Raw genomic sequence first — 21608 nt, 5'->3', positions numbered from 1 at the left:
TGGCGGATCAAATTTCTTTCTTTTGATCGAATTCGACACTGGCTTCGTTCCGCCCGGCGATCATCCAGTAGAGTGTGAGCCACAAGGCGTGCGGAACAGTTGTGAGGTAGCGCGTAAGGAGATAGCGCGGGCCGGTCAGCATGCGGTGAATCCATTCCATCCCCGCCGCTTGCATCCACTTCGGCGCACGGCTGTAATCGCCTGTAATGAAGTTGAAACAGCCCCCGCAGGTCACGACCCAAGCGCAATGCAACTTCGAGCGGTTCTTCGAGACGAAGAGCTGTTCCTTGGGTTTGCCGAGTCCGACCCAGACAATGTCGGCCCCAGAAGCGTTCACTTCCTCTATGACACTCTCCTCCTCCTCTTCGGAGAAGTAACCGCTCCGGTATCCTGCGACCTGAAGATTCGGGTAGAGTTCCTTGAGCCTGTCAGCACACTCTCGAGCAATGCCCTCCTCTCCACCGAGCAGATAAAACGAAAGCCCGTCGTCCTGCGCTTTCTGGGCGGCGGCATGAATGAAGTCCGTCGTCGCTGTTCGCTCCGGGATCTTCCGGCTGCAGAACCGCGAGAATGTCACAAGAAACTGACCGTCTGCATGGACGATCGAAGCGGACTCCAGTGCCCGCGCATAATCGGGGTCGCGGGCAAACAGGGAAACGGCCTGCCCGTTGACATCCATGACGGTAACGGGCCGGCGCAGCAAACCTGCCCGGAACCGCGAACAGTCGTCGCTCATTAGCTTCGCCAAGCCGAGTTCGGAAACCACGGCTGCCGGGATTCCCGCAATACGGACATGCGGAACACGCCGCATGTTGTCGGGATTCAGAACGGCGAAGTTCATGAAATTGCGTTCCTTCTGCTCGCCCAAACGAATCTGGGCCACCACTCACCGCGCGGTTGAGGCTTGTTTCGCCGCCATACCTAAAGATTTATTTTTAGTTAACAAAAACTCGTATTGCTGATGCGACGCAACGCAAAAAAACTCAGCTCGAACATTTTAGAGGCGAACCGCGGCATTTTTGCTCAATCGCTCGGGAGACTTGGCTGTCGAACTAACAATCCCGGTAGAAGCGCGAGTTTGGCCACAGAACCGCACCAATCTTGCAAAAATGTCACGACATCCAGGCAACGGTCGCGAGCATTTGCGCCCTGCGCGAGGTTGGCGGCCTTGCCTTCCGGCAGCGATCAACGTCAAGAATGCCGGTGGTCTGGTGGTGTTTACCTGTGGGAGATTAAGTATGCGGCGAATAGATCCGACCGCGCTGGAAAATCAGCTGTATGGTCGGGGTTTCCTCGAAGGCGCGAATGTCACCGAGCTTCGGGCCATCACGGACGTCTTCCGCGCTCTCCTAAGAGCGAAGTATATCATCGTCGCAGCTGCAGTCCTTGGATCCCTGACGGCTTTTCTGATCGTCAGGAACCTCGAAGAGGAATTCACCTCCTCCGCTCAGGTAATGATCGACACCCGTGTTCAGGTCGAAGGCGGCATTCGGTCCTCAGACACCATACTTCCGATTTCACTGACCTCCCTCGAAAGCGAAGCAGAAGTTCTGCGCTCCCTGGACCTGGTAGAACGTGTTGTCGACGCGCTGGGTCTGCAGGACGATCCCGAGTTTGCGCCCGAAGATGAGATCGTTGCCCTAGCGCAAGTAGATGGCGATGCGGAAGGCGGAGACAACGGGACCCTTTCCGGGGTCCTAGATACCGCACAATCCCTGGTTTCCGGGCTTATTTCCGATGCCCCCACCACGGACGGTGAAACCGGTCTGGACGATACCGCGGAAACCGACGTTGAAGACATTCTCTACAAGGAGAAGGTCATACAGGCGGTCGCCCAGCAACTCGACGTTCAGCAACTGAGCAGCGTATCAGCGGTCTACACCATCAGCTTCACGTCGGTGGATCGGGAGAAGGCCGCGCGGATCGCAAACGCCTTTGCCGAACAGTATCTCGCCTCCCAGATGCAGACGAAACTCGACACACTGGACAGGTCCACAAATTGGCTGACCGGCCGCGCAGAAGAACTGAACACCCGGCTGGCCGAACTTAACACGCAGCTCGAAGCCCATCTCTTGGAGTCGCCCTTTCCATCGGAAGAGGAACTTGTAAACGCACAGATGCAGAGAGGCCGCCTTCGCGCGCGACTGAGCCAGGCACAGGCATCGGGGGCGGCAGAAGCGGACCTCTCGCAGACCGAGGCCTCCCTGGCGGTGCTGGAAGGCGCACTTGCAGAGCAAGGCGCATTCGAGGCCGAGGCAGCCCGTCTCGAAAGCGAGATTCAGGTCACTCAGTCGATCTACTCCAACGTTGTGGCCCAGCTCAGTGTCATGCAGCAGCAGGATGATATTTTGCGCACCGATGCCCAGATCATTTCGGCCGCGCGTCCGGCTGTCTGGCCCTCCTTCCCCAACAGGAACCAGTTCATGGCCCTTGGGGGCGTGATAGGCCTGCTCCTTGCCTGTCTCATCACGGCAATTGTCGAGTTGCGGCGGCGAAACCTGCGCACGGTCAGCGACTTCGAGGAGACCACAGGCCTCCCCGTCATAAGCCTCATGCCAAAGAGCAAGGGCCGGGAAACCCCTTTGCGAACGCTCATGCGCGGCCGAACCCTGCGCGACGATCGTCTGCTCAAGAGCGCGCGCAAACTGCGGTCCTCAATAGGCGCAACAGGCTTGGAGCAGCGCTCGATAGCCATTGTCTCGGCGTTCCCGGGCGAAGGAAAGAGTTCCACCGCGCTCCTGCTTGCCAAGGCCTGCGCCCAGACCGGGGAACGGACACTTCTTCTGGATGTGGACTTCTGGCGCTCGCCCTACCGGAGAGCTGTCCGACGCGGCGGCCCCGACCTCAACGAACTGATCACGGCACCCGAACAGATCGACGAACACCTGCTGGCCTTGGGTGAAAACCTCGACATCCTGCCGGCCTTTCCGAACACGGAAAACCCGTCGGACCTGCCCTACTCACGGCAGTTCGATATCTTCCTCAAGCATTTGCGCGCGACCTATGACCGGATCGTCATCGATATGCCGCCCGTTCTGCCGATGCTGGACTTCGCGACGATGGCGAATGCCGCCGATGTCACGTTGCTTGTTGTCCGCTGGAACTCGACTCCGAAAAGTGCCGTCAAAAGCGCCATTCGCACACTTCAGGACGTGGGGGTCACTCCGATTGCCGTCGTGCCCACCCTCGTGGAAGCCAAGAAGGCACACAGCTATTCGGATGATGCGTTTTCCTACGCGGACAAACGCTACCATGCGGGCTACGCGAAATAGGTGTATGCTCCCCGTTGCCTGTAGATCTGTTCTGACGGGCGCAGGTCTCAAGCCTTCTTTACTCCCGGCCCCTATAAGAGAGCCGCAGCGGTGGGCTCTCCGGGGCTGTGCCGCGCTCACATTTCAAGGGCATGACGCCTCCCGGAGCAGAACCATGCTGGCCGTGGCGGCGCATCCGAAATCCGATCGAAGTCCGGGACCAATCCACCAGCACCCATCCGGCGGCTCACGCTCGCAATTCTCGAGAGTGAAACCGATTCAGATTGGAGCGATCCTTGGCAAGCGATTCCAGTAGAAACAATGACCATTATGTCGTCAGATTGACCGGACCGTCGGTGAGTTTCGACTCCACCAACGCGTCATTCACCGTGACACCCGACCCGGCTACGGGTGCCTATTCCGTGGATGTGTCCGTGAGCAGCGACCAGGACGAACCTTCCGGCGTCAGACCGTCAGTCATCGATTACCCGGCCCTTTCCGGCACAGCTCAGGTCGGAACGGAGTTGCGCGTCGAACCCGGAACCTGGAGTGGCACGCCTGCACCACTTTTGTCATTCCAGTGGCAGCGCGACGGCTTCGATATTCCCGGGGCCACTGGCGAGACCTATAATGTTGCACCGGAAGACGATCAATCCGAACTCTGCTGCCGAGTGAGCGCCCTCAATCTGATAGGGCAGAGCGACGCGACAACCCCATTTATTCGGGTCGCATACCCTGCGCCGACCCTTCTGGCCGATTTGGGTGAAGAAGTCATCGACTTTGGTTCCGGTGTCGAAGAATTCGAAACGGCGCAGAACTTCGAGGGTCAGGATCTCCGTTTCACGGCAAAAGGCGGAAGCGCGACCATAGACCCGGAAACCGGTCTTCTTGCGATACCCACGGACATTCCACTCTCCAACACAGGGATCATCGTCACCGCGGCGAACTCCGGTGGCTCGGCCTCCTCGACCCTCTATGTCACGACCGAACGCGAGAACAATGCTGTTTCCGAAGCACTTGCCGCCAACCACGAGGCCGCTTTCTCGGATCGGTTGGCTTTCGCCGGTGCCCGTTTTGTTCAGGCTGTACTCTACGACAACAAGATCACCCCTTCGGCCTACACCCCGGTCGAAGCCGTCATGGATCGCAGCTGGAAACCGGACGCACATAACCGCCTTGGTGGGGAAGGCAGCTACGCCGACACGGCCGGAAATTTCTCGAGCGACGTTCACGAGAACGCGCCCCAGTTGTTCTTCCCATGGGCAAGCGCCGAAGCAACGGAATACACCGACGCCTTTCGTCCCACCGATGGCGGCGCGGCCAATCTTTCCGCGGCAGATCTGCCGGAGAACTGGACCGCCCGGATCAATGGCGCCCCGGTCCGGATCACCCGGGTCTTCCGCAAATCGGTTCCGATCCAAACCGCGCAGGTCGCGCCACGCACCTATGACAACCGACGCCGGCATCTCGTGACGCTCGAGCTCGAAGAGGACATCCCGACGAACGCCCTTGTTGTCGTGACCCCACCAAGCGGCGGAACACTCGCTGCGAGCTATGATGGCCAGGCGGTATCGGAAGCCATCCATGTCTGTCAGGAGGGCTACGCCAGCTCGGGCCCCAAGAAGGCCTATGTCGGCCTCTGGCTCGGCACGAACAAGAGCGGCAACGCAGCCTCGACCAATTCAACCCTGTCCGCGTACACCGGCTGGAAACTCATCCGGGTCGAGGATGACGAGGTGGCGGCTTCGGGAACCCTGTCACTTGTCAAACCGGCAACCGAAACCCACCAGTCCAACCTCAACTACAACGGCTGCGACATTTTCGAAGCGGACTTCTCGGATGTATCCGACACCGGCCACTATCGCCTCGAAGTGGCCAAGATCGGCAGTTCCATGGCTTTTGCCATCGAAGAGCAACCCTACACGGAAGCGTTCCGGGCGGCAGCACGCTGGTATTTCCACCAGCGGTCGGGCTGCGCGATTGAAGAGCCCTTCGGCGAAGGCCGCGAGCGCCCCCGCAACGACCATCCCGCCGATGGCGTGATCATTCACCAGACCGACGTCCTTCTCGGGCGGCATTCCGAAGGCTTTGTCGGCGGCTCGGACGTTTTCGAGGTTCTGAAGGAAACAGGCCATTCCTCGAGCCACGACGTCGCCGAGCCGACCGGAGACACTTCGCCTGGCGAACTCGTACCGAATGACGCGTTTGCCAACAGCGGCAACTGGCGCGTGCTCGATGCAAGTTTCATACTTACCGGCAGCGCCCTTCAGATCAACGCGACGTCGGGTTATCGCAATGCCACGCTGGACCTTACCAACAAGACCACGTCGAACCAGACCTATACGCTGGGCATTCATCTCGTGGAACTAACCGGCAGGATCAGGGCGAAGCTCAATCGCGGCACCACCCAGGCGATCACCGAACTGACGACGGGCTGGAATCTGTTCGAGATCGAGAATGCCGAAAACCAAGGTATCTTCATCGACGCCCTTGCGGGAGCCTCCGGCCTGATCGACGCCATCTCCCTGTCTCCCAAAGACGCCACGGACGACACCCAAGCAGTCGAAGCTGCCACCGCAACCAGATCGGAAGTGGCTGAACAAGCCTGGGGCGGCTGGCACGATGCCGGCGACTGGGATCGCCGTATCCAGCACATGGGCGTTGTCTTCACCATGGCGCAGATGGTCGAGCTTCTGCCATCTCTGCGCGAGATCGACCTCAACATCCCGGAAAGCGGCTGCGTTTTCGCGGATTCCCCCGTCGAGGCACGCAAGAGTGCCACGGACACCGGCGATGGAAAAACCATACTTCCCGACCTGATCCACGAAGCTCTCTGGGGCATTTCCCTCTGGCGCCGCACCCAACGTGCGGATGGCGGCATCATCGGCGGCGTGGAGTATTCGCTCGACGGAATTGCGGGATCGGTCTCCTGGAACCACCTGCAGGAAACCTACGCTTACGCGCCCGAAGAGTGGAGCGCCTATCAGTTCGTCACCGCAGCGGCCAAACTCGGTCATGTCATTTCGGTTGTCTGCGGGGACGAGAAGCTCGGCCAATCCCTGAAGGACGAGGCCAGCCTTGCCTGGGAATGGGCGGAAAAGACCCTCGACACCGGCATCGACAGCTACAACACGTTTGACAACACCGCGATGGCCATCGTGCGGGTCGCCGCAGCGGCCTCGCTCTACCGTGCAACGGGCAATGAAGCCGCGCGCGCCGTCTTCGAGTCCTACAACGCGTTCAAACCAATCGCGAAACATGGCTTGCCGCGAGCCGGTGAAGATCTCGGAACCCGCCGTGGCGACTACGTGATGGAAGCCTGGGAATACGTCCGCGCCGGACAGGAAGGTCGGGCGGTCGATGCGACTGTGAGCGAGGCAATCGTGACATGGTCCGACAGGCGCTTTGCGACCGACACACGCATTGGCAGTAATTACGGCCTCCACAGCACGGGGCTTTATCCCTGGGGCGCAGGCTGGATGCGGTTCGGTCCGGGATCGAATTGGCGCTGCGGCCGCCTGGCCCTCGACCTCCTCGCCAAGGGTGAGATCACGGAGGAAGTGGCAGACACCGCAATTGAAGGCATGTGGTTCGCACTCGGCTGCAACCCGTCCAACGTGTCTCTTGTCCAGGGATTGGGTATTCGACCTTTCGGTGATCCATTGATGATGGATGCAATCGACGGCCCGATTCCGGGCAACCCGTGTTTTGGTCCCGCCGCCGGCAACCTGCGGACCTTCGAGATCAACAGCATGGGCGATTCCATCTACCCGAAGGCGCAATCCGACTGGCCGAGATACGCCGCTATCTTTGAATCCAGCAGAGCGGTCGTGTCCTCCGAACACGGCATGAAATCCAATGCGTTGGAATGGCTTTTTGCCACGGGCTTCGTCAACGAGGCACTGTCACGAAACTGAAGCATTCGGCCCCGTCTCACCTGATGCGGGCGGGGCCGAACCGTAGCGCGATTGCCACACGCAGGCAAAAGCGGGAATTGATTTTGCAGGCCGCGCCAGTCACATGCTATGGAGCACTCGGAGTTTGTATGGAGCGCTGCTGCCTTGCAGTTGCAAATTTGTTTCTTTCTAATGGTGCATGACAAGCCTAACCAGTTCCGAAGGCTTGTGTCGGCAATATACAACGATAAAGATCACTTTATCGTCCATGTCAGTGCTGCCGCGACAGATGACGACAAGCAGTCGTTCACACGGATCGCAAGGGATTATCCTCGACTCGAGTTCCTGCCATCTCGAATGACCCATTGGGGACATTGGAGCCTCGTCGAGACCCATGCAGCCGCGATCACTCGGGCCCTGCAGATCCCCGATTGGGACTACATGATCAACCTCAGCGGAGCCTGCTACCCGCTGAAGCCGGTCGATGAGATCCGTCAGCGACTGCTCGAGGCCGCCGAGGAATGTGGCGCCTGCGACGCAGATGGCGCGCCCACCGGCAATTCACTCTGGCCGAACTATGTCACCATCCAGCATCTTGATCAGTGCCCCGGACATGTGCGCGAACGGTTCAATCACTACTGGTATCTCTTCAAGGGCAAGCTTCGGAAGATTCCGCTGATCCGGCGAAAACCTCCGGCAAGCATCGATGCGCAATGGAAGGGATCGAACTGGTCGGTTCTCCACAGGGATTTTTGCACCTGGCTTGATCGCGATCCCCTGGTTGCAACGGCGAACGCGTTCCTGCGCCGGTGCAAACTGCCCGAGGAATTTTGGCTGCCCTGGCTCATCATGAGCAGTCCCTTCCGCGACACCAGGTCGGCGAACCGTCACCTGATCCACTGGACCCCCGGCATGGCCCACCCGCATGTCCTGGTTTCCAAGGACTTCGATGAACTCATCGGATCGGACGCATTCTTCGCGCGCAAGTTCGACCCGAACGTCGATTCGACCATTCTCGACATGCTCGACGAAGTCAGCAAGCGCGGGTTGGGCGAGCCGCGGCTTCAGCGCCGACAGAGTTCCTGAATCACTAAATGGGGGGGGGTGATCGGCCCTCCCGCCGCGGCTGAAGAACAACTCGCATTTCGCAAGAGAAGGTGCCTCGCGGAGCAAGCCTGCGAAGCGCGAAACGCCGATGGTAGTGCGGCTCGCCATTGAGAGACGGTAGTACGTTTCTGGGAGGAGATGGTGCCCGGGGGCGGATTTGAACCACCGACACGCGGATTTTCAATCCGCTGCTCTACCCCTGAGCTACCCGGGCAACTGTGCGACATGGGGTCATGTAGTTGTCGCAACGGCGGCGTTGCTAAGCCCTTTCCTCGCGGGTGTCCAGAGGAAAATGGCAGGAAATTTCGACTTCAAAGCGCCCGCCCCTGAAGGAGCCGCGGCAGGTCGCCCGAGAGCCCCGCGGCTTCGCGAATGAACCCCCGCCGAAGCCGGGGAAGCCGGTTCACAGCTGCAAGACCGAGATCACGTCCCAGCCTCAGAACCGGATTGTCGTTCGAGAAAAGCCGGTTGATCCCGTCCGTCGCCCCCGCCAGGAGTGCCGTGTCGAAGCGCCGCCAGCGCTGGTAGCTTTCGAGCACGTCCGGCGCGCCGAGATCGAGCCCGCAGCGGAAGCTCTCCGACAATACCTCCGCAAGGGCTGCAACGTCGCGCAGGCCGAGATTGAGCCCCTGGCCCGCCAGTGGATGGATGCCGTGAGCGGCATCGCCCACGAGCGCAACCCGAGACCCGACGAACCTCTCCGCCACCGTGAGCCCAAGAGGATAACTGTAGCGCCCCCCCGCAAGCGAGATCCGGCCCAGAAAATCCCCGAATCTCGGCTCGAGAACACGGAGATACTCCTGCGGAAACAGGCGCGAGATGGCCTCCGCCTGAGACCGCTCTTCCGTCCAGACAATGGATGAGCGGTTGCCCGGCAAGGGCAGGATCGCGAGTGGACCCGCCGGCATGAAGAACTGATGGGCCGTGCCGCAATGGGGCCGTTCGTGTTCGATGGCGCAGACGAGGGAGCTCTGCCGATAGTCCCATCCGACCCGTCCGATCCCGGACCTGCGCGCCACCTCGCTGCCCCGCCCATCACAGCCGGCGAGAAGCGCCGCGGACAGTTGCGTGCCGTCCTCCAGTTCCACCCGAACGCGCCCCGCCTCGACGTGCTGACGCACGACCCGAACACCAGAGCGCGCCTCAACCCAAGGGGCCTCGTCCATGGCCTCGAGAAGGGCCGCTCTCAGGAAACGATCTTCGAGGATATGCCCCATGGCGCCCTCGTCGATCTCGGCGCTCTGGAAGTGCAGATGCAGGGAAGACGCCCCTTCGCCAGGCCTGCCGTCACTAATCTTGATGGCCTCGATCTGTTGCGCCCGCGCCTCGACACGGGACCAGATGCCCAGAACCTCCAGCATCCGGCGCGACGACAGCGAAAGCGCGTAGGCACGCCCGTCGAAATCCGCACTCTCGTGTTCGGCCCTCGGCCGCGCATCCAGCACGATGCTGGAGATACCGGCCGAGGCAAGCGCCAGCGCAAGCGCGGGGCCGTTCAGCCCGCCGCCCACGATCAGAATATCGCAATCATCCCTCATGATACTGGACCTAGTGCGCGTCGCCACATCTGTCCATGCCGTATCGGCCTGACCTCAGGCCGTGCCGAGCTGTTGGCGCAGCATGCGTGCAAGGTCCGATGGCGGGCAGGGTTTCTGCAGCGTCGGCGCCACGACCCCGCCCATCTCGCGCTCCTGAATGCCGGCATAACCGGACATGTAGATGATCGGTATCGAGGGCCAGCGTTCACGCACGACCTTGGCCAGATCGAAGCCACCGACACCACCGGGCATTACCACGTCGGTCAGCAGGAGATCGAACTCGAGCCCCGCCTCGATCCGCGCGATCGCATCACGCCCCGAATCCGCCTCGAGCACCTCGTAGTTCATGGACCGGACAATCTCCGACACGGCAGCGAGCAGGTCCGGCTCGTCCTCCACGATCAGAATGCGCTGCCCGGTGCCCTTGGCCTCCGAAACCTTGGCTTCCGGTTCGGAGACCTGGCCATGTTCCGTTCCCCGCGGCAGAACCAGACGGACCGTCGTGCCATGGCCCACCTCGGAATAGATCCTCAGCACGCCTTCCGCCTGCTGCACGAAGCCAAACACCATCGAAAGCCCCAGACCGGTCCCCGACGCCTTGCCCTTCGTGGTGAAGAAGGGATCCGTCGCCCGGCGCTTGACCTCCTCGGGCATCCCGGGGCCATTGTCCGTGACCGAGAACTCGACGCAAGGGCCGCTTCGCTCTACGTCACGTTGCGACCGCGGCTCCTCCCCCGCAACACGGTCGAACTCGGGCAGACCACGCACCTGAACGGTGATCCGGTCCCCCTTCCCGGCCTGCAGGATCGCGTCGCGACTGTTCAAGACCAGATTGAGCAGCGCGTTCTCGAGCTTTCCCACATCGCAATGGACGATCAGATCCTCATCCTCGACGGCGAAGGTCAAATCGATGGATCTCTCGATCGTCGGCTGGGCCAGCTTCTGGAACTCCGACAGGACCTCCCCAACCCGAACCGACTTCTCCGCACCCGGCTGCTGTTTGGCAAACGCAAGAAGCCGGTTCGTCAGCTCCGAGCCCCGCCGTACGGACGTGCGCGCCCTGTCGAGAAAGGTCCGCGCCTTTCCACTGACATCGACGGAGGCAAGCTCGATGCCGTATTCTATGGTCGCGAGAATATTGTTGAAATCATGCGCAATCCCGCCCGTGAGCTGCCCCAGTGCGTCGAGCCGGCCAGAGCGTTCCACCTGCTGCCGCGTCCGCTCCTGCTCCGTCACATCGTCGAGAATGATCACCGTCGAGATGTCCGATGGCGCCCGATCCGCAACCGGCGCGCTGGAAAGACGGACATACCGCGGCGGTTCGCTGCTTGCATCATTGCGAAGCAGGGCAATCTCACCGCGGAGGGTTTCACCCGAAAGCGCCCGCTTGATCGGGCTTCTGATGGTCCCGAGAAGAGACAGGTCGTGGGGATCCATGAACGTGGCATCATCCGGCCAGTCGAAGGGCGTCTCCGCATCCGGGCGGCCCAGCAACTTTCGCGCGCCGGGGTTGGCGACAGCCACGATACCCTTTTCCGTCAGACCCACGATACCGCTCTGCGCCGCGTCCAGAATCGCACCCAATCTATTGCTGACCGCGCGGGTCTCAGCCGCCAGCGCCTCGGCCCTCCAGCGCGCCAGCGTCGTCTGCACCAGGAATGCCAGGAGCACGAACGCCGAGAGTGCAGCCGCGGCGATCCATGCCGCCCGGCGCCGCTCCGGTGTCCAGAATTGCGGCTCACCGAGCCAGCGATCTCGCAGAGCGGCAAATTCCTCCGAACTCAGATACCCCGGTATCACGCCATTCAGTCGTTCGCGCACGACCCCGAGGCCGGGACGAAGGGCAACACCGCGTTCCGTGACCATGAATTGGCCCGGAACCGCTTTGACTTCATCAATGAGCCCGCGATCCTCGAGAACGCCACGCATTGGCGTCGTTGGATAGAGAACGGCATCGACCTCACCCGCGACGAGCGCGTCGACCATGTCATCTGCACTGTCGAACGTCCTGAAATTACGAACGCCCTCCGCCTGCGCAACCGGAATGGAAATGCTTTGCTCAAACACGCCGACAACGGAATCCGCGAGATCCGGCAGCCCGGAAACCGTGGGCGCATCCCTCTGACGCGTGAAGATCGAGAACCCCATACGCTGGAGAGGAAGCGTGAAATCCATGCGCAACTGGCGGTCCGGCGAAACGCTGAGCGGCGGAAGCATGTCATAGCTCGCTCCCGGCCCCTCGAGCCATTCCTCGCGGGTAATCTCGCGTATTTCGAGAGTGAGATCGGCGCGGTTCGCAAGGTGTCGCAGCGCCTCTACGCCAAATCCGGTGAAGGAGCCGTTCGGGCCAATGACCTGATGGGGTGGAAATTCGAGAAACCCGACGGTCAGCACCTCGGGCATGGGTTCGGGCAAGGTCATGTTCCACAGAACTCTCAGGCTATTGAGCCTGCCGTCAGCCTCGAGTCTGGCGATCGCCGAATTGACCCGAGGCAAGAGATCGAAACGCGATTCATGAATCGCGACCAAGCGGTTTTCCGACCTGAGGGGCAACCCGGCAACACGCACCCGGTAATCGATCCGCGCGCGCGCCAGCGCCACCGCGGCCGGCTGGTAGCGTGTGACCACGCCGTCAATATCTCCGACGAGCAACGCACCGAACGCGCTCATCTGGTCGGGATAATCCACAATTTCGTTTCGCGCGCTCAGCTCGTCGAAAGTCTGCCCGAGGATCTGCGCCACCGTTCCGATGCGCCGTCCTTCAAGCCTTTCCGGCAGAACACCGAAAGGCTCCTCCGCACGCACAAACAGGTTCACTGTCGATTTTGCGACCGGAACGGAAAAGACATTGGTCTCGGCAAGGGGTACGGTCTGCGCGATTCCCGACAGCATCTGCGTCTCACCGCTTGACTGCGCCTGCAGCGCCTCCTGCACGGTCTCGTATTCACGGAAACGGACGTCGAACCCGGCCTCTTCGGCAATGGCGCGTGAAAGATCGACGAAAAAGCCCGATGGATCGCCATTCGCTTCCGCTTTTGCCAAACCGGCCGCCGCCGTCCAGGGCACGTCGATGATTTCCCGATCCTGCGCCAGGGTGACGGACGGCAACACCACGGCCCACATGAGGATCAGGCGGGTCCAGCTTGCACGCAGCAAGGGCAAAATACAGTCCTTCCGAAATATCAATTCCACCACGATAAACACCTTCCGCGGGAGAGTCGCGTTATAGATGAAAGATCTTGCGAAATCTCCCGCAAATCGTCACGCGTCCTGCTGCGAACGCTCTGCACCCAATCACTCGCAACGCGACTATATCTGGATTCCCGGGCTTGGCGACAGTCTTGTGACCTGCGCGCTTCGACACCCCATCCGAAGCCCCCTCCCGACGTTGTCTAACCCTGCCGCCGCCGCAGTGCAATTATCTGGACCGACGCTTGCCTGCCGGGTAGAATGGCGCCAAAGGGACAATGAGATCCCACACCTGAGGCCAGTGATGCAGTATCCCCAGCGGTTTTCCGACCTGCCGGAGTATGCCTTTCCGCGTCTGCGGAGGCTGCTTGGCGATGTTCCGGCCGGCGGCCCGGACATTCACATGACAATTGGAGAGCCGAAACACGCGCTTCCCGATCAGATCGGCCCTGCCATCGCGGCCAATCTCGCCGGTTTCTCGAAGTACCCTCCCAACGAGGGCGCACCCGAATTGCGGCTGGCCATCTCCGGCTGGCTCGCGCGGCGCTATGGCGTCGAGCTCGATGCGGACACGGAAATCCTGCCGCTTAATGGCACCCGTGAAGGATTATTTAACGCCGCCATCGCACTCTGCCCGGAAAACAAATCGAGCAGACAACCCGTCATCCTGATGCCCAACCCGTTCTACCAGTGTTATGGGACGGCCGCGCTTGCGGTAGGTGCCGAGCCGATCTACCTGTCCGCGACGGCGCGGACCGGGTTCCTGCCGGATTTCAACTCCGTCCCGGCGGACATCCTGGCGCGCACGACGCTCGCCTATATCTGCTCCCCAGCCAACCCGCAGGGCACTGTCGCGACCGAGGCCTACTGGCGGGATCTCATCGCCCTGGCGGAAACCCATGATTTCCGCATACTGGCCGATGAGTGCTATTGCGAGATCTACCGCGACACCCCGCCTCCGGGTGTGCTTCAGGTCGTCCGCACAATGGGCGCGGATCCCGAGCGTGTCCTGGCCTTCCACTCGCTGTCCAAGCGTTCGAGCGCACCCGGCCTGCGGTCGGGCTTCGTCGCGGGTGGTCCCGGCGCCATTCGCGCCATGCTCCAGCTTCGCTCCTATTCCGGCGCACCGCTTCCGCTTCCGCTTCAACATGCGGCTGCAAGCCTCTGGAATGACGAGAAACACGTGGAAGAAAGCCGCGCACTCTACCGCGAGAAATTCGCGATCGCGGACCGCATCCTCGGGGGGCTGGCCGGCTACACCTCGCCGCAGGCCGGCTTCTTCCTCTGGCTGGGCGTCGCCGACGGCGAACGCGCCGCGGTCGAGATCTACCGCCGCACCGGCGTTCGCGTCCTGCCCGGCGCCTATCTGTCCCGCGACGCGGCGGACGGCACCAATCCGGGCGCGGCCTACATCCGCATCGCCCTCGTGGCGGAGGCACGGGAAGTCGAGACCGGCCTGACCGCGATCCGCAACACGCTCGAAGACATGCCTGAACTGAAAGGGACCGATTGACATGGCTGCACGCGCCAAGGCCAAACGCCGCGCCCCGCTGATCGAAAGCGAGACCGAGGAGGCCCTTCGCCGACGCGGCGCCGAACTGCTCGGTCTCATCCTTGTCGGCATCGCGGCCCTCGCGTTCACGCTGATCTGGTCCTACTCTCCCAGCGATCCTAGCCTGTTCACCGCCACCGACGCGCCACCGCAGAACGCGCTCGGCCTGATCGGGGCCTATATCGCCGATCCGCTGATCCGGGCGTTAGGCTGGGCCGCATATGGCGTGCCGGCAATCTTCGCCGCCTGGGGCGCGCGCTTCCTCATGCACCGGGGCGAAACCCGCGCCGTCACCCGCGCCGTCACCGCACCCGTCGCCATTCTGGCCGCCGCAGCCTTCGCCGCAACCCATGTGCCACTCGCCTCATGGCCCCATGAATTCGGGCTCGGGGGTCTCCTCGGCGATGCCGTCCTGGCAAATCTCCTGCCCCTCGTGCCGCTCGACATCCGGCTCGCACTGCCCCTGGCCTCCGTCGTGCTGGGCATCGCCTTCGTCGCCAGTTCCGCCTTCGCGCTCGGCGTCACCAAGGCCGAGGCGCAATCCGCGCTTCGCTACCTCATGCGCGGCTCGATCACGCTTTATGCTGGCATCCTCCGGGTGACCGGTCAGGCCGCGCGAGGTGCTGCAAGCGGGGCCCGCACGGCCCAGAAACACGCCGCCGAACGCCGCGCGCGCCGCGCCGAACAGGCCGATGCCGCCCCCCTGCCCCAGCCGCGCCGCGAACCCGGCGGCATCCCGCGCTTCTCCGCCGCAACTGAAGTCGAAGAACCCGCCGAGGACAGCGTCTCCGCCAAGATCACCGCCGCCGTGAAAGCCCGCGCCAAGGCCGACGCCGAAGCCCGCACGCCGGTCCTGCGTGCAACGCCACCGCCCCTTACCGATCCGGAGAATGATCCGGTAATGGAAGACGAGGACGAGATCGATCTGCTCGATCCGCCCGTGGCCCCCACCCCTAGGCCACAGGCCGAGCGCAAGCACGAACGCAAGGTCGCCCCCCGCGCCCCCCGCGCGCCGCTCGCGCCGCTCGCGCCGCCACCGACCGCGACCGCGGAAGCCGCGCAATACGAAGTCCCCGACCTCGAATTCCTCCAGCATCCCGACAGCATCGTCCGCCACCTGCTGACCGACGAGGCGCTCGAGGAAAACGCCCGCATGCTCGAGAACGTGCTCGACGATTACGGCATCCGCGGTGAGATCGTCTCGATCCGCCCCGGCCCCGTGGTCACGATGTACGAGCTCGAACCGGCCGCAGGCCTCAAGGCGTCCCGCGTGATCGGCCTCTCGGACGACATCGCGCGCTCGATGTCCGCCCTTGCCTGCCGCGTCTCGACCATTCCGGGCCGCTCGGTCATCGGCATCGAACTGCCCAACGATCACCGCGAGAAGGTGCTGCTCCGCGAGATCCTCGCGGCCCGCAAATACGAGGAAAGCCCGCACCCTCTGCCCCTCGCGCTCGGCAAGGATATCGGCGGCGAGCCCGTGGTGGCGAACCTCGCGCGCATGCCTCACCTTCTGATCGCGGGAACGACCGGGTCGGGCAAGTCGGTCGCAGTCAACACCATGATCCTGAGCCTGCTCTACAAGCTCTCGCCCGACGAGTGCCGGCTCATCATGATCGACCCGAAGATGCTCGAACTTTCGGTCTATGACGGCATCCCGCACCTGCTCTCACCCGTGGTCACCGACCCCAAGAAGGCCGTCGTGGCGCTGAAATGGGTCGTGGCCGAGATGGAGGAGCGCTACCGCAAGATGTCGAAGCTCGGTGTGCGCAACATCGACGGCTACAATTCGCGCGTGAAGGACACGCTCGCCAAGGGCGAGAACTTCACCCGCACGGTCCAGACCGGCTTCGACGAGGATACCGGCGAGCCCATCTTCGAGACCGAGGAATTCACGCCCGAGGCCATGGCCTATATCGTCGTGATCGTCGACGAGATGGCCGACCTGATGATGGTCGCGGGCAAGGAGATCGAGGCCTGCATCCAGCGCCTCGCGCAGATGGCGCGTGCCTCCGGCATCCACCTCATCATGGCGACACAGCGCCCCTCGGTCGATGTCATCACCGGCACGATCAAGGCGAACTTCCCCACCCGGATCTCCTTCCAGGTCACCTCGAAGATCGACAGCCGGACCATCCTGGGCGAAATGGGCGCCGAGCAGCTCCTTGGCATGGGCGACATGCTCTACATGGCCGGCGGCGGGCGCATCACCCGTGTCCACGGGCCCTTCGTTTCCGACGACGAGGTCGAGGATGTCGTGCGCCACCTCAAGGCACTCGGGCCGCCCTCCTACGAGAGCGGTGTCGTCGAGGGCCCGGAAGCGGATGCCGAGAGCGAGATCGACCTCGTGCTGGGCCTCGGCGGCAACACCGGCGGCGACGACGCGCTCTACGATCAGGCCGTCGCCATCGTCGCGAAGGACCGCAAGTGCTCGACCTCCTACATCCAGCGCAAGCTCGCCATTGGCTACAACAAGGCCGCGCGCCTCGTGGAGCAGATGGAGGATGAAGGCGTCGTCAGCCCCGCCAACCACGTCGGCAAACGCGAAGTGCTGGTGCCCGAGCGATAGACGACGACGCGCCCCGATGGCCGAGGGGCGCGAATCTCTGGAGCAGGATCCCGGGTCATGCGAGCCTCGCCGCATGACCCGAACCTATCTCTTCGCCACCTTCGCCCTCACCCTCGCCCCCATCTCACTCCATGCCCAGGAGGGGGTCATGCGCATGTGCGCCGAGCGTGATCCGCCCGAGATCTGCACCTGCGCCACGGAGCGGCTTCAGGCCGAACTCTCACCGGATGACTTCGCGCTCTATGACCGCATCGGCACCGACTACATGAACCGCAAGGAAAGCGGCGAAAGCATGACAGAAGCCTGGGACGCCGCGGTTGCCGGCGCGGGCAGCCGGATTTCCGTGACCAACACGTTCGGCCGCGCCCATCGCGACGCCATCAACGAATGCTCCGGCTGAGGACAGTATCGGTACGGTCAGGCCTCGAAAGCAGGTCAGCGCCCTACTCGGCACCCGCAATTTCTGTCAGGCCCTGAATCTTCTCGTATCTCTTCGGCCCGGTGAGTACATCGTTCTCGTCTGCGACACCGTTAAGCAGAAACAACCAAGCCAAAGGCTCTGACATGGTCGTGCCCTCCGGAAACCACTTGTAGAACAGCGCCCTCGCGCCCGAACGATGCGAGAATATCTCAAAGATTCGGCGCTGCACGAAGCCGACCAACTCGACATCGGCCTTGGAGATCAGCAGCGCATAGGGCTCGTAGGTAAAGGACCGCTTGGAATCGCGGACCCTTTCGCAACTCCGCCCCTTCTTTTCCCATTCGGCCAGTTTTCCGACGATGATATCCCGATCCCCGAAATACACCTTGTCGTTTCCGAGATCGAGATCCGCATCGCTGCAGAACCACTCGATCAGCGCGTCGTGGTCGTCCCTCTCGCAGAGCACATAGTCGGGCGCTTCGCCATAGACGGCCTCGAGAGTCTTCGTGGGTGGGATCGTTTCCGTGTCCGCACGCGGCTTCTGTTTGTGCAGGCTACAATCCTCCGGGCTACCCATCCTGCAGATCGGTCGCGCATCCTCGCCTCCCAGTCGCAGCACATCGACACTGCATGCCTCCTGCGCGGCCCTCTTCGCCGTGGAGTTTCGCACATACCCGAGCAGCACGTCGGCCGAAATTCCGCGGCGCGATCGCGACAGGTAGGAAACCCCGGATACGAAGACGATCGGAGAAAAGATCCCGGACTTCATCCGTTCTGCGTCGTCCAGACGGACTGTCGTTGCATCACACAGCACGTCCACCTGGTTGTCAGAATCATCGGGCAAACCGGCGGCGGTTTCGGGAAGCTCACCGCGCATGATCTCGAACCTGTTTCCGGAATCGACGGGGCGCTGGACAACGTCGTATCCGCTCCTGTCGAAGATCTTGTAGCATAGATCCGCGATGTATCCCTGGTAGGGCCGTTGGGACACTTGCGCCGCGGATGAAGCGACCACGCCAGTGGCTGGTGCCTCGAAGGAAAAGGGAGGAATGTCGGTGCGAAACCCGAGCACAACGGGAAAGTCCCGTTCTTGTCGAGCATCGTCAGGTTCTTCTTGAGCACTGACTTTCCCGGCCCACGCGACCAGCAAGCACAGGGCCAGACAGATTGCAGCCGGATGCCGCGAAGGGAAACGCAGCGGCTTTTTCGCCTGCGCCTTCCGGGAGGGCCGCGATGCCCTGGAAACAAGCCCGCTAACGGAGATGAAGGCCGCTGCGGAAATCACCAGCATGTCCAGGCTCGAATACACGGTGAAACAGGCCTGCCGCTCCTGTGGGGACAATCCGAAAAATCCATATGCCAGCTGCCAGATGGAGACCTTCTGCCCCCCTTCATCGAAACAGGGATAGGAAAGCTGGTCCACCAGGAACGCTATATAGAAAAAGACAAACAAGCTGGCAGCAACACCAAGGGCGCGCGCAAGCAACTGTCCCGGCCTCCTGCTGGCGGCCTTGACCGCGTAAACGAACCCGTAGCAGATCGCGGCAACCGGCGCGAAGAGCAGGTAGTAGTAGATCGCCGCATACCATGGCTCCCCATTCGGCGTGCCAAGAAGTGCCTCGCGCATCTGGGTGATGTTGTTTGCCGGGAGCGCGGAATAGAGTATCGCGTAGAGCGACATCGTCAGTGCGGCGATCATGAATGCCGCGAGCGTTCCGGGTAGAAGGGTCCAGGCGGGCCGGTCCGCTTCCCGGTTGGTTACCGCCTTGGCCGAGTTGTCCACGACGCTCGAAATCACCGCCACGAACATGATCGGCAACCAGATCAGGACAAAGAGTTTCAGCGTTTCCATCCCGGCCGTGACAGCCACCGTGGTTGTGGTATGCGGAACGGAAGAAATCAGCGGATGCCACCAAAGCAGAGTCGCGAAGTAGTATAACAAGAAGACGATCGGGAAGGCGTAGATCGGCAATCCCGTGCCCGGCAGCACCAGCGGAGAAATCAGCCTGTTGGATATGTTGTTCTTGATGAACTCGTTCTCGCTCTCCATCAGCCGCGAACCGTTCTCGCAGTAGATCGCCAGGATGATCGAGAACTTGTCACGCGCACTCTCGAGACTCTGGATGCAGGCTTCGAACAGTTTCTCGAATTCCTTCAGCCGTGCCTGGTGGTTCTCCGAGACCATCGAATCCGGCACGTTCTCCGGATTGACAAGATAGTCGAATTCCTGAAGCGCGGCTTCGGCTTCCTCCCGCGCACGTCGTTCAAACTCATGCAGTTTCCCCCGAATCTCCGGGTCAGACCACTGGATATGCTCGCTGTATGACCAGTCGAGGACCGCTGCCATGTTTTGCTTGAGCGCAAAGCAGGTCTCTAAGCGACACCCCAGATAGGCCTTCACCCATTCTGTCGTGACAATCTCCATATGCTGGTTCTTGTTGCCGTCGATGATCGGTTTGAGCCGGTCCGCCTTCTCCCGGAGCCGCGTCGGTATACCGACGACCTCATGCGAAAACCGCCGCAGCCAAACCTCCACCGGGACAAGCGGATTGATCAGCGGCGCGATCCCGGAAATTCCCAGGGCGAGAAACAGCGGCCATTGCCAGGAATCAAATTGCACGATTCCGACGTTGAGCTGCAGGCCGGATACGTTGAGCTGCTCGACTAGCTGGAAGATCACCCGCCCGAAGAAGGCCAGCGTCGCATAGATGACCACGAGCGAGATGCAGTAGACGAAATACGCGCGCCGCAGGGAGTGGCTGTCCTTTAGGTTCCAGATTTCCAGCTCCCTGAAATCGCGAAAGGCTGGGCTCTCCACATCGAACGTCGGCTCCGAGAACCGCTTCCAGGCGAAAGCGCAGATCAGGATCACGCCCGCCACGAATGCCAGGACGAACTGAGATGTGACTGCAATACCCACGAACGGAAAGTCGCGCCGGCTCTCAGGCGCCAGCAAGTTGAATTGCCAAAGCGTTTCGGGAACGCTGGCAGGCCAGATTCCGGCGAGTGATTCCATATTGAAAATCCCGGGCTTTGGAGGGGCGGGCACGCTTTCCGTCGAGGCATGCCGCGATCAATCAGCCCCCGGCTCCAGACGAATGGACAGGTGAAATTGGTGATTTGGAACTGCCGCGCAAAGAGATGAAAAGAGCGGCAGGCCTTAGATCAGCATCTTTGAACTTGCGGATTGCACGGCCCCGCGACAGCGTCGGGCGCTCGCCAGGTCGAGAAAGCAATTGTTGCCAATACGGCGAGTACAGGAAGCAATGCCAAAAGATACTTCATGTCAAAACCCTCCACTCGCGATACGATAACACAATATTAACCACCCGACAACAATTCGGCCCTGATCGCGCAAATGGCCTGTCTCGAGTATTGCCACGGGGGTGCCCCGCCCCCTCACCACAGCCTGCCGAAAGCGTGATGCCGCGCGAGTGGCACAAGCGGATTTCCGGCGTTATCTAGGTGCTATGAACAGACGCGACACCCTTCTCGGCCTTCTCGCCCTGCCCCTTGTTGCGGCCCTGCCCGCACAGGCGCAAAGCGTGAACGCCACCGCCATCGACGCCTATCTCCGCGGCCTGCGCACGGCAGAGGGGGCGTTCCGCCAGGTCAACCCCAACCGCTCCACGCAGACGGGCCGGTTCTACCTCTCCAAACCGGGCAAGATCCGCTTCGACTACGACAAGCCCGAAGGCGCCATGGTGATCGCCGACGGCAGCTTCGTCGGCGTTTTCGACCCCAAGTCCAACCGCAATCCGACCCGCTACCCGTTGGGCCGCACACCACTGCGGATGCTGCTCGATCCCAATGTCAGCCTGCGCGAACCCGGCATGGTGCTCGGCGCCACCAAGGACGCTGGCGGCACCCACATCACCCTGATCGACCCCAAGACTCCGAAGGAAGGTCGGCTTGTTCTCACCTTCTCCGAAGGGCCCGTGGCGCTCAAGAGCTGGGACGTGATCACCAAGGCCGGCCAGCAGACCCATGTCGATATCACACGCCTCACCCAGGGCGTCAGCCTCGACAGCAGCCTCTTCAATATCGAGCGCGCCGCCCTGAACTACCGCTGACAGCGGCGCCCA

The 21608-nt window shown here is 61.9% G+C and carries 11 protein-coding genes and 1 tRNA gene; 7 read left to right on the top strand and 5 right to left on the bottom strand.

Going from position 1 to position 21608, the window contains the following annotated elements; genetic code table 11:
- Positions 1 to 7: 7 nt before the first annotated feature.
- Positions 8 to 841, bottom strand: a complete 834-nt coding sequence (locus ACP15W_RS01765) for a WecB/TagA/CpsF family glycosyltransferase (RefSeq protein ID WP_424931106.1) — start codon at positions 839 to 841, stop codon at positions 8 to 10.
- Between the two features lie 397 nt (positions 842 to 1238).
- Between ACP15W_RS01765 and ACP15W_RS01760 the strand changes: the two genes are divergently transcribed.
- From ACP15W_RS01760 to ACP15W_RS01750, 3 genes are all read left to right on the top strand, one after another.
- On the top strand, positions 1239 to 3272 hold the full coding sequence (locus ACP15W_RS01760) for a GumC family protein (protein WP_424931105.1): 2034 nt from the start codon (positions 1239 to 1241) through the stop codon (positions 3270 to 3272).
- A gap of 335 nt (positions 3273 to 3607) precedes the next feature.
- Positions 3608 to 7168 (top strand): cellulase N-terminal Ig-like domain-containing protein, encoded by a 3561-nt coding sequence (locus tag ACP15W_RS01755; RefSeq protein WP_424931104.1) that lies wholly within the window; start codon positions 3608 to 3610, stop codon positions 7166 to 7168.
- Positions 7169 to 7276: 108 nt separating this feature from the next.
- Entirely contained in the window at positions 7277 to 8233 is a 957-nt protein-coding gene (locus tag ACP15W_RS01750) for a beta-1,6-N-acetylglucosaminyltransferase (protein ID WP_424931103.1), read from the top strand.
- A gap of 160 nt (positions 8234 to 8393) precedes the next feature.
- Here ACP15W_RS01750 and ACP15W_RS01745 read toward each other — a convergent pair.
- From ACP15W_RS01745 to ACP15W_RS01735, 3 genes are all read right to left on the bottom strand, one after another.
- Positions 8394 to 8468, bottom strand: a tRNA-Phe gene (locus ACP15W_RS01745).
- Positions 8469 to 8565: 97 nt separating this feature from the next.
- Complete coding sequence (locus tag ACP15W_RS01740; RefSeq protein WP_424931102.1) at positions 8566 to 9792, bottom strand: FAD-dependent monooxygenase; 1227 nt, start codon at positions 9790 to 9792, stop codon at positions 8566 to 8568.
- Between the two features lie 54 nt (positions 9793 to 9846).
- Positions 9847 to 12954, bottom strand: coding sequence for a transporter substrate-binding domain-containing protein (locus tag ACP15W_RS01735; protein ID WP_424931101.1), 3108 nt, complete (start codon positions 12952 to 12954; stop codon positions 9847 to 9849).
- A 331-nt stretch (positions 12955 to 13285) separates the two neighbouring features.
- Here ACP15W_RS01735 and ACP15W_RS01730 point away from each other — a divergent pair, with 331 nt between their 5' ends.
- The 3 genes from ACP15W_RS01730 to ACP15W_RS01720 all read left to right on the top strand — a co-directional run bounded on the left by ACP15W_RS01730 (position 13286) and on the right by ACP15W_RS01720 (position 17502).
- Positions 13286 to 14494 (top strand): aminotransferase class I/II-fold pyridoxal phosphate-dependent enzyme, encoded by a 1209-nt coding sequence (locus ACP15W_RS01730; protein WP_424931100.1) that lies wholly within the window; start codon positions 13286 to 13288, stop codon positions 14492 to 14494.
- Between the two features lies 1 nt (position 14495).
- Positions 14496 to 17102 (top strand): DNA translocase FtsK, encoded by a 2607-nt coding sequence (locus ACP15W_RS01725; RefSeq protein WP_424931099.1) that lies wholly within the window; start codon positions 14496 to 14498, stop codon positions 17100 to 17102.
- A gap of 73 nt (positions 17103 to 17175) precedes the next feature.
- Positions 17176 to 17502, top strand: coding sequence for a hypothetical protein (locus ACP15W_RS01720; RefSeq protein WP_424931098.1), 327 nt, complete (start codon positions 17176 to 17178; stop codon positions 17500 to 17502).
- Between the two features lie 43 nt (positions 17503 to 17545).
- Here ACP15W_RS01720 and ACP15W_RS01715 read toward each other — a convergent pair whose 3' ends face one another.
- Positions 17546 to 20539, bottom strand: a complete 2994-nt coding sequence (locus tag ACP15W_RS01715) for a hypothetical protein (protein WP_424931097.1) — start codon at positions 20537 to 20539, stop codon at positions 17546 to 17548.
- A 454-nt stretch (positions 20540 to 20993) separates the two neighbouring features.
- Here ACP15W_RS01715 and ACP15W_RS01710 point away from each other — a divergent pair, with 454 nt between their 5' ends.
- A complete protein-coding gene (locus ACP15W_RS01710; RefSeq protein ID WP_424931096.1) occupies positions 20994 to 21596 on the top strand; it encodes a LolA family protein in 603 nt (200 codons plus the stop codon).
- The last annotated feature ends 12 nt before the right edge of the window (positions 21597 to 21608 follow it).

This window comes from Amaricoccus macauensis (assembly GCF_049800915.1).
In the GTDB taxonomy this organism is placed as follows: domain Bacteria; phylum Pseudomonadota; class Alphaproteobacteria; order Rhodobacterales; family Rhodobacteraceae; genus Amaricoccus; species Amaricoccus macauensis_A.
The sequence above is the reverse complement of the archived record's forward strand: the minus strand, read 5'-3'. Positions and strand labels throughout refer to the sequence as shown.